At 43.5% G+C, this 8217-nt stretch carries 11 protein-coding genes; 8 read left to right on the top strand and 3 right to left on the bottom strand.

Annotation, left to right across the window (positions count from 1 at the left end):
• The coding region (locus QVP35_RS10630) for a family 10 glycosylhydrolase (RefSeq protein WP_288187870.1) at window positions 1-338 on the top strand (338 nt) is incomplete at its 5' end.
• Between the two features lie 126 nt (window positions 339-464).
• On the opposite strand, the gene QVP35_RS10625 is transcribed toward QVP35_RS10630, so the two are convergent.
• From QVP35_RS10625 to QVP35_RS10615, 3 genes are all read right to left on the bottom strand, one after another.
• Window positions 465-1073, bottom strand: coding sequence for an ATP-dependent Clp protease proteolytic subunit (locus QVP35_RS10625; protein WP_009288816.1), 609 nt, complete (start codon window positions 1071-1073; stop codon window positions 465-467).
• Entirely contained in the window at window positions 1070-1498 is a 429-nt protein-coding gene (locus QVP35_RS10620; RefSeq protein ID WP_009288815.1) for a helix-turn-helix domain-containing protein, read from the bottom strand. Before QVP35_RS10620 ends, QVP35_RS10625 begins: the two co-directional genes overlap by 4 nt.
• A 94-nt stretch (window positions 1499-1592) precedes the next feature.
• On the bottom strand, window positions 1593-2363 hold the full coding sequence (locus QVP35_RS10615) for a DeoR/GlpR family DNA-binding transcription regulator (protein ID WP_009288814.1): 771 nt from the start codon (window positions 2361-2363) through the stop codon (window positions 1593-1595).
• A gap of 272 nt (window positions 2364-2635) precedes the next feature.
• On the opposite strand from QVP35_RS10615, the gene QVP35_RS10610 reads away from it, so the two are divergent.
• The 7 genes from QVP35_RS10610 to QVP35_RS10580 form a co-directional block, all read left to right on the top strand.
• Window positions 2636-2944: a PTS sugar transporter subunit IIB gene (locus QVP35_RS10610; RefSeq protein WP_022261136.1), complete on the top strand. Its 309-nt coding sequence runs from the start codon at window positions 2636-2638 to the stop codon at window positions 2942-2944.
• Between the two features lie 24 nt (window positions 2945-2968).
• On the top strand, window positions 2969-4261 hold the full coding sequence (locus QVP35_RS10605; RefSeq protein ID WP_006568779.1) for a PTS transporter subunit IIC: 1293 nt from the start codon (window positions 2969-2971) through the stop codon (window positions 4259-4261).
• A gap of 65 nt (window positions 4262-4326) precedes the next feature.
• A complete protein-coding gene (locus tag QVP35_RS10600; protein ID WP_006568780.1) occupies window positions 4327-5376 on the top strand; it encodes an alcohol dehydrogenase catalytic domain-containing protein in 1050 nt (349 codons plus the stop codon).
• A gap of 17 nt (window positions 5377-5393) precedes the next feature.
• Entirely contained in the window at window positions 5394-6056 is a 663-nt protein-coding gene (locus QVP35_RS10595; RefSeq protein ID WP_009288811.1) for a class II aldolase/adducin family protein, read from the top strand.
• Window positions 6057-6137: 81 nt separating this feature from the next.
• Entirely contained in the window at window positions 6138-6602 is a 465-nt protein-coding gene (locus QVP35_RS10590) for a PTS sugar transporter subunit IIA (protein WP_009288810.1), read from the top strand.
• Window positions 6595-7749: an iron-containing alcohol dehydrogenase gene (locus QVP35_RS10585; RefSeq protein WP_022261135.1), complete on the top strand. Its 1155-nt coding sequence runs from the start codon at window positions 6595-6597 to the stop codon at window positions 7747-7749. Before QVP35_RS10590 ends, QVP35_RS10585 begins: the two co-directional genes overlap by 8 nt.
• Before the next feature lies 1 nt (window position 7750).
• Window positions 7751-8217 (top strand): zinc-dependent alcohol dehydrogenase (locus tag QVP35_RS10580; RefSeq protein ID WP_288187868.1); only part of this gene is annotated, 467 nt, incomplete at its 3' end.

The raw sequence follows: 8217 nt of genomic DNA, 5'->3' as shown, positions 1-8217 counted from the left end.
ACTCCACGGCTTATGTGGATTATATCTGTCCTCAGATCTACTGGGGATTCAAACATCCGACGGCTGCATTTGACAAAGTGACGAGACGATGGGTGAAGGCTGCAAGGAAGAAAAAAGTGAAGCTCTATATTGGGATCGGAGTCTACCGGGCAGGACACAATGCGGGACAGAACCGGGCAGAGAGAAAAGAATGGAAGAGTGACACGAAGGTGCTGAAAAAACAGGTACAGTATGGCCGCAAGTACAAAGTGGACGGATTTGCATTCTTTGACTATCAGGACCTTAAAAGCAAGACCAGCAGGAAAGCAGTAAACCAGCTGAAGACAGTTTTAAAGTAAAGAAAAATTTAAAGAGATTATTCAGTAATATAGAATTCTGAATAATCTCTTTTTTGTTTCATAGGAAAGTTCTACGACCTTCCCTATGAAATAAAAACACTCCGCGTCCGGTCTTTCTTACAGAGATCAGAGGTGCTGCTTTTTCTGCCTTTTGGAAATAACAGAATCAATGAGACCATATTTCAGTGCTTCTTCGGCACTCATAAAATGATCCCTGTCAGTATCTCTTTCAATTTCTTCGATGCTGCGCCCTGTATTTTCAGCTAATATTCTGTTTAATCTTTGTTTGTTCTTTTGCATATAATCAGACATTATTTTTATATCGCTGGCCGGCCCCTGGATACCATTGCCATGTATAGCCGGCTGATGTATCATAATTTCAGCATTGGGCAACGCCATTCGCTTGCCCTGTGTGCCTCCGGCTAATAAAAACGCTCCAAAACTTGCAGCTAAACCAACGCATATCGTGGCAACATCACATTGAATATATTTCATGGTGTCATAGATTGCAAAGCCGGCAGTTACGGAACCTCCCGGACTGTTAATATAGAGTTGAATATCTCTGCCTGGGTCCTGGGCTTCCAGGAAGAGCATTTGTGCTACAATTAAACTGGCAGAAATATCACTTACCTCTTCAACCAGAAAAATAATTCTGTCTGACAGCAAACGTGAGAAAATATCATAGCTTCGTTCTCCCTGGTTCGTTTTCTCAATGACATAAGGAATTGTACTCATGCGGCCAGTTCCTTTTCTTTAACCCTGCGGATAAATCTAATATTTTGTGTATAATAGAAATTTCCATGCAAGGAGATTCTGTTTTGCTTTGGCACAAAAACCTCCATATTTCTATAAATTTTGGGCGGGTATACATATAACTGCTTAAAAGCAAGTGAAAATGCCTGCTGAGAGTCATATCCGGCTTCATAAGCAATTTCTGTAATAGGCTCGTTTGTTTTTATCAGTTTTTCCGCAGCAATGGTAAGCCTGCGGCTTTGCAGGTATTTATAAATGGTAATTCCGGTACGTTCAGAAAATATGCGATTCAGATAAAATTTTGAGTAACCGACATTTTTGGCAATTATATCTACACTAATTTCTCTTTTGATATTATCCTCAATGTAATTCACGACTTTTTCTACAATCTCTTTTTGCTGTTTCATAGTTTCACCTCCTTCCATCATTATAATTAGTATGAGTTTCCGTGTCTTAATAAAAAATGCTGTTTTACTGCCCGCTTTACTTTTTCATGATATGTCACAAGTCTGCAACAATCATCTCTTTCGCACTGTTTTGAATACTTTTGGCATCCTCAGCCAAAATATTGGAATCTGTGATCAGCAGGTCAACGTCACGGACCGGATTTCCCTGGAATGCTTTGTGAAGACCGATCTTTGAAGAATCCAGCATAAGAATCTTTAACCCTTCCATCTCACAAATGATCCTTATAGTGCTCATCTGAATCTCATTTGCACATTGAATCTCATGATTATGGTGGTTGTGAAGACCAAGAGCAGAAAAGAAAATTTTTTCCGGATAGATCCTTTTCATATTTTCAAGTGTCAGGTTGCCGGTCAGTGAATAGTTGGAGGTGGACACCTCTCCTTCAAGGGCATAAATATGTGTCACGTTGGAACGGGGGCCATAATGAATGATCGCCAGATTAGGGGTGAAAACCGTGACATTCTTTGCGGTGATCTCCTTGTAAAGGAGAAAACAGGTAGAACCTGTATCCAGATAGATCGTGTCATTGTCATGGACCTGCATTGCGGCACGGCGCACAATCGCAGTTTTTTCTTTTTCATTGAGCTTTTCCCGAATATTAAATTTTGTGATCCGGTCATCGGAAAGCGCGCGGGCTCCGCCGTGGATCCGCTCAATCAGTCCCTGTTCATCTAAAATGGACAGATCACGAATGATCGTTGATTTTGAGACATTAAAATCGCTCATCAGCTGGGGGATTGGAACATACTCATAAGTTTTAATATAAGATAACAATTCATTCAGTCTTTTTTCTCTTTTGGCCATAGTCTTTCCTTTCTGTACAGAACACAACTCTAATGGGACATCATATTTCTTTCTACCATAATACTGAAATGACACAAAGATGTCAATATTTTATCCAAAATTGAAATAAATAAATCAAAAATATGAATTTTATAGATAAAAAGGTTGACAAAAGAGGAAAACAGGATTAATATTGAATCAAACGAATCAATAAAACGACAAAAAAGAATCATAAATCTCAATAAGTAAACAAAAAATGAAATAAAAGTATCAAAATGTAAGGAGGTGAAGTTATGGGAAGAGAGATCAGAGCGATGGTAGCATGCGGAAGCGGTATTGCGACTTCGACGGTTGCGGCAAATGCAGTCCATGAAATATTTCAGGAACTTGGGATTGATGTAAAAATCATAAAAGGTACGGTTCCGGAAATATCTGAAAAAGCAGATGAGATGGATATTGTGTTTGTGACAAATTGCTATAGAGAAGAAATTTCGTGTCCGGTAGTCAATGTTACAGCTTTTCTGACCGGAATAAAAAAAGACAAAAAGATTGCAGAGATTAAAGATGTCATTACAGGTCTGAATGAAAAGATTAATGGATAGTGTGGGAAAACAAAGGAGGATTATATGGAACTGATCAATACGATAGTAAAATTTATTTCGGATGTAGGAGCTTCCGCCATGCTGCCGTTTGTCATAGCAGTGCTGGGTCTTTACTTTAGGATAGGAGTAAAGAAAGCAGTCAGAAACGGATTGATGGTAGGGATTGGATTTCTTGGAATTAACACGGCACTGGGAATCCTTACCGGAGCGATGGGGAACATCTCCGGATATTATCAGAATCTTGGGAGCGGATTTACCGTCATCGACGGCGGATGGCCGGCGCTCGGAGCGGCAGGATGGTCAACACCCTTTGCGATGCTGGTGATTCCGCTGGGATTTATATTAAATTTTATTCTGGTGAGATTCCGCTTTACAAAAACATTAAACGTGGACTTGTGGAATTACTGGCATTTTTTAATCACCGCGTGTATGGTTTATTATCCGATGAGACTCGGAGGAGCTTCCGTTATTACCGCGGGAATTGCGGGAACGATTGCGGCTCTTGTCTGTTCGGTCATCGTGCTGAAGGTGGCAGATGCCACCGCAGAAAGCTGGCAGGACTATTTCGGACAGGAGGGAACGGCCGTTACCACCCAATTTGCTATGGTAACGGCTTACCCGATCGCTAAAATGACAAACTGGGTCCTGGACAGAATTCCCGGAATCAAAGATACGAAATTTGATCTAAAGACCCTCAGTAAGAGATTAGGAATTTTCGGAGATACGTCGGTTATGAGTTTTGTGATCGGTATCATCCTTTGTATTATTACAAAACAGTCTGCGGCAAATACTTTGACCATAAGCATTTCCATTGCAGCAGCCATTGTATTGCTTCCAAAGATGGTATCTGTTTTGTTGGAAGGATTGGGACCTATCGGACAGGCTGCCTCTGAATTTATGCAGAAAAAGCTTGGAGACGAATACGACATTAATATCGGTATGGACGTGGCACTGGGGCTTGGTGATACCTGCGCTATCCAGACAGCTGTCATCATGATACCGATTACGATAGCATTGGGATTTATCGTTCCGGGAGTGAATTTCTTTCCCATTGGCCTTGTAGGCGGCATGGTTTACACGACGACCGTTTCTTCATGGGCATCCAAAGGTAATGTACTGAAGACACTGATCTCAGCAATTATGGTTACTGTATATGAGCTGATTGCCATGAGCTTTATGGCAGGGCTTACAACACTGGTAGTAAAGGCGGCCGGGACTATGGACCTGTCCGGCGGAGCACAGGTGGTTGGTACAGTCTGCGATACCATTTACAACGTGATCATCGCGATCATTGCAAAGTTTGCAGGGTTGATCTAGGTAGTATTTATTTATTGCATGCAGATAAATATTTCAAATATTAATTTCAAATTAGGAGGTAAGTTATGAGTGAAATTCCAGCAACAATGAAAGCAGCATTATGGTATGCACCTTTAGATGTAAGATTTGTAGATGTTCCGGTACCGGAGATCGATGATAAAGGGGTATTGATCAAAACAAAGGTTACCCTGACATGCGGAACCGATGTAAAAACATATAAGCGAGGATATCCGGGAGAAAAACCGGGCGCTACATTTGGCCATGAAGTTGCGGGGGAAATTGTAAAAGTAGGAAAAGATGTAGAAGGATTTAAAGTGGGAGACAGGGTAGTTACCCATAATACGGCGCCGTGCGGAAGCTGTTATTACTGCAAGATCGGCCGGAATGACGGGGAATGTGAGTCGCTGGTGCGCATCAAAGGCGGACATTCTCAGTATGTGGCAGTGCCGGATCAGATTGTGAAAACAAACCTGTTCCATGTCCCGGATCAGGTTCCGTATAAGGCAGCTGCATTGGTAGAGCCATTTTCCTGTGCTGTCTACGGTGCAGATATGACTCCGGTACATTTTGGTGACTATGTGGTTATCCTGGGGGCAGGCCCTATCGGACTGATGATTGCCATGCTCATGAAGAAAAAGGGAGCAAAGGTGATCCATGCAGACTTTAGTGCAAAACGTTTGGAAGTCAGCAAATCTCTGGGGACAGATATTGTGTTTGACCTGACCGGTGTGGAAGATCCGGTGAAAGAAATCCGGGCACTGACACCGGACGGACGAGGTGCAGACTCAGCGATTGATGCTTCCGGACAGCCGGCTGCATGGGAAAATGCAATTAATATTGTCCGCAAAGCAGGATTTGTCAATCTGTTTGGAGGATGCAAAGCAGGTACAACCATTACCGTCGACACACATAGAATTCACTACGATGGGGTGACATTGACAGGATTCTATCACACAACTCCAAGACATGTGCAGATGGCGGCTGATATGATCATCAATGGCGAAATTCCTGTAGATACTTTTGTAACGGGTGAATACCCATGGGAACAGCTCATTGAGGCGGTGGAAGCCCATGGAAGACAGGAAGGAATTAAAAATGCCATCAATTGGGACTGATTATTGGGAGGTGAAAAATGTCTGAAGCATTAAACAAAGCAAAATCAGAAGTTGTGCGTGCCTGCAAAATTATTTCCGGTAATGGATATGTACTTGGTACAGCAGGAAATGTCTCATCCATTGTGGAAGGAGAGAATTTGTTTGTCATCACGCCGTCCAGCTATCCGTATAACATTATGGAAGAAAAGGATCTGGTTGTGGCAGACCTGGACGGAAATATTGTAGAGGGGGATAAAAAACCGTCCATTGAATTTACCATGCATCGGGGAATTTATCGGGAGAGAAAAGATGTAAAAGCCATTGTACACTCTCATTCACCATATGCCACTGCGGCAGCCAGTGTTGAAGGGATTAATATGATCCCGGCGGTGGATATTGAAGCGGCCTTTGGACTCGGCGGAGATGTGGATATCGCCGGGTTTGCCCCTCCGGGGAGCCCAGAACTTGCAGAGTTTGCACGAGCAGCCATAGGAGAAAAAGGCGGCGTACTGCTGTCAAACCACGGAGCCATCGGTGTGGGAAAAAATATGGATGAGGCACTGTTGGCCAGCGATAATATTGAAAGAAACTGCAGATTGTATTTAAGCATCAGGGCTGCAGGAAAAGTAAAAACAATGCCGGAAGAATTTATGGATTTTTCATCTTCTGTTTTTAAAGAAGTAAGCGGCATAAAACAGTAACATAGCAGATGGGTTTGGACTTTGGATCAAAAGTCCAGGCCCTTATCACTTCTAGGAAAAGGAAAGGGGTGAAGAACGAAAATGATGAAAAAGGTTTTTGTTATAGAAGGTGAGGCTCGAAACAAAGAAGAGGCATTAAGGCTTACATTCCAGAAGCTTTATGAGGAAGGTCTCGTAAAAGAAAGTTTTTATGAGGGATGTGTTGAGAGGGAGAAACAGTTTCCCACGGGACTGGATACACCGGTTCCAGTGGCAATTCCCCATACGGACTCTGTCCATGTAATATCTCCTGCGGTGTGTGTACTGAGACTTAAAAAACCGGTTGCTTTCTCTTTAATGGAGGATGATTCCAGACAGGCCGAGGCAGAATTTGTGTTTAATATGGCATTAAAATCTAATGATGATCAGCTGGGAATGCTGAATAAGATTATCGGGACTGTCCAGGATGAGAAACTGTTAAAAGATGCAAAAACAATGTCCTGCAGCAGTCTGGAGAACGAACTTCAGAGAAAATGGACAGATCAGGAAAGGAGAAGCAATGGATAACTTTACATTTTACAGTCCCACGAAATTTTGTTTTGGAAAAAATGCAGAGGATAATTTGGGAGAACTGCTTGACTGGATCGGTTCAAGAAAGGTCATGATTTTTCATATGAGCGGTCCGGAACTAAGGTCAGGTATTCTCGACCGGGTGAAAGAAACGCTTGCAGAAGGACAGATTGAATTTGTAGAAGCAGGCGGTGTAAAGGCAAATCCCAGGCTTGATTATACCTTGAAATGTATAGAAACAGCAAAAGAAGAAAAGGTGGACTCGGTTCTTGCTATCGGCGGAGGAAGCTGTATTGATACGGCCAAAGCCACTGCAGCAGGGGCGCTGTGCGGGGATGATTTTTGGGAGCACTTCCAAAAAAATATTCCGTTTGAAAAGGCACTCCCCATTGGGGCCATTGTAACGATTGCGGCATCCGGGAGCGAGGGCTCCGAGGCATGTCTGTTAAAAGACGAGGAACATAATATAAAAGTAGGACTGCACAGCGAAGTATTTCGTCCTGCCTATGCTATAGAGAATCCGGAGCTGACGTTCAGTCTGCCCAAATATCAGACGGCGTGCGGGATTACAGACATTATGATGCATGTGATCGAACGCTATTTTACCAATACAAAGGGGACGGAACTTACGGATCAGCTGAGCGAGGGTGTCTTGCGGACGATGATAAAATATGGTCCGGTAGTGATGGAGAGACCGGACCACTATGAAGCAAGGGCAGAAATTATGTGGGCTGGGGTCATTGCTCACAACGGGATCTGCGGCGTGGGACGTGAGATCGATTTAGCCAGCCACATGATACAGGACGTGATCGGCGGGCTGTATGATTCCGCTCATGGAGCGGGCCTTGCAACCATCGCACCTGCATGGATGCGGTATGTATATAAACATGATATACCGAGGTTTGTACGTTTTGCAACAGAAGTGTGGAGAGTACCAAATGACCCCTTTGACCAGGAAGCAGTGGCTTTAGAGGGAATCCGGAGAACAAAAGAATTTTTTAAATCACTTGGAATGCCTGTGACCCTTCATGAACTTGGCGTCTGTGAGGAGGATATGGACTTTCTCTGCAAAAACCGGTGCGCCGGACATTTTGTAGAACTTCACGAAGAAGATATCCGGAAAGTGTATGAGCTGGCAAAATAATATGAAAGCATTAAAAAGAATCAGTGAAAAACCAAACGATATGGTGCTTATGGACCTTCCGGAACCCCGGCTGCCGGGAGACGACTGGTTAAAAGTGAAGGTGTCCTATGCAGGGATCTGCGGATCAGATATCAAAATGTTCCACATGGATTGTTCTGTCCCTGACAGCAAACTGAGGCCTCCTGTGATTCCGGGACATGAGTTCAGCGGGATTGTGTGGGAAAAGGGCAGTGCCGTTCACCATGTGGAAGTTGGTGACAGAGTTGTCTGTCATACGATGGTAAAACCTTGTGGGAGATGTGAATACTGTCTGACCGGAAACTGGGGACTCTGCAGAGAAAGAAAAGGCATTGGATCTGATATAAACGGCGCATTTGCAGAATTCCTTGTTTGTCCCGCGAAAAATGCCATAAAGATTCCGGAGGAGCTGCCTCTGGATACGGCTGCCCTTACGGAGCCTCTGGCATG

The organism is Anaerostipes sp. CAG:276, from assembly GCF_000432215.1.
Taxonomy (GTDB): Bacteria; Bacillota; Clostridia; order Lachnospirales; family Lachnospiraceae; genus Anaerostipes; species Anaerostipes caccae.
Note: the sequence above shows the minus strand (reverse complement) of the source record. Positions and strands in the feature narration are given on the sequence as shown.

Coding starts and splice junctions, on each gene's coding strand:
- QVP35_RS10625 (WP_009288816.1), bottom strand. CDS start 1,073: ATGAGTACAATTCCTTATGTCATTGAGAAAACGAACCAGGGAGAACGA.
- QVP35_RS10620 (WP_009288815.1), bottom strand. CDS start 1,498: ATGAAACAGCAAAAAGAGATTGTAGAAAAAGTCGTGAATTACATTGAG.
- QVP35_RS10615 (WP_009288814.1), bottom strand. CDS start 2,363: ATGGCCAAAAGAGAAAAAAGACTGAATGAATTGTTATCTTATATTAAA.
- QVP35_RS10610 (WP_022261136.1), top strand. CDS start 2,636: ATGGGAAGAGAGATCAGAGCGATGGTAGCATGCGGAAGCGGTATTGCG.
- QVP35_RS10605 (WP_006568779.1), top strand. CDS start 2,969: ATGGAACTGATCAATACGATAGTAAAATTTATTTCGGATGTAGGAGCT.
- QVP35_RS10600 (WP_006568780.1), top strand. CDS start 4,327: ATGAGTGAAATTCCAGCAACAATGAAAGCAGCATTATGGTATGCACCT.
- QVP35_RS10595 (WP_009288811.1), top strand. CDS start 5,394: ATGTCTGAAGCATTAAACAAAGCAAAATCAGAAGTTGTGCGTGCCTGC.
- QVP35_RS10590 (WP_009288810.1), top strand. CDS start 6,138: ATGATGAAAAAGGTTTTTGTTATAGAAGGTGAGGCTCGAAACAAAGAA.
- QVP35_RS10585 (WP_022261135.1), top strand. CDS start 6,595: ATGGATAACTTTACATTTTACAGTCCCACGAAATTTTGTTTTGGAAAA.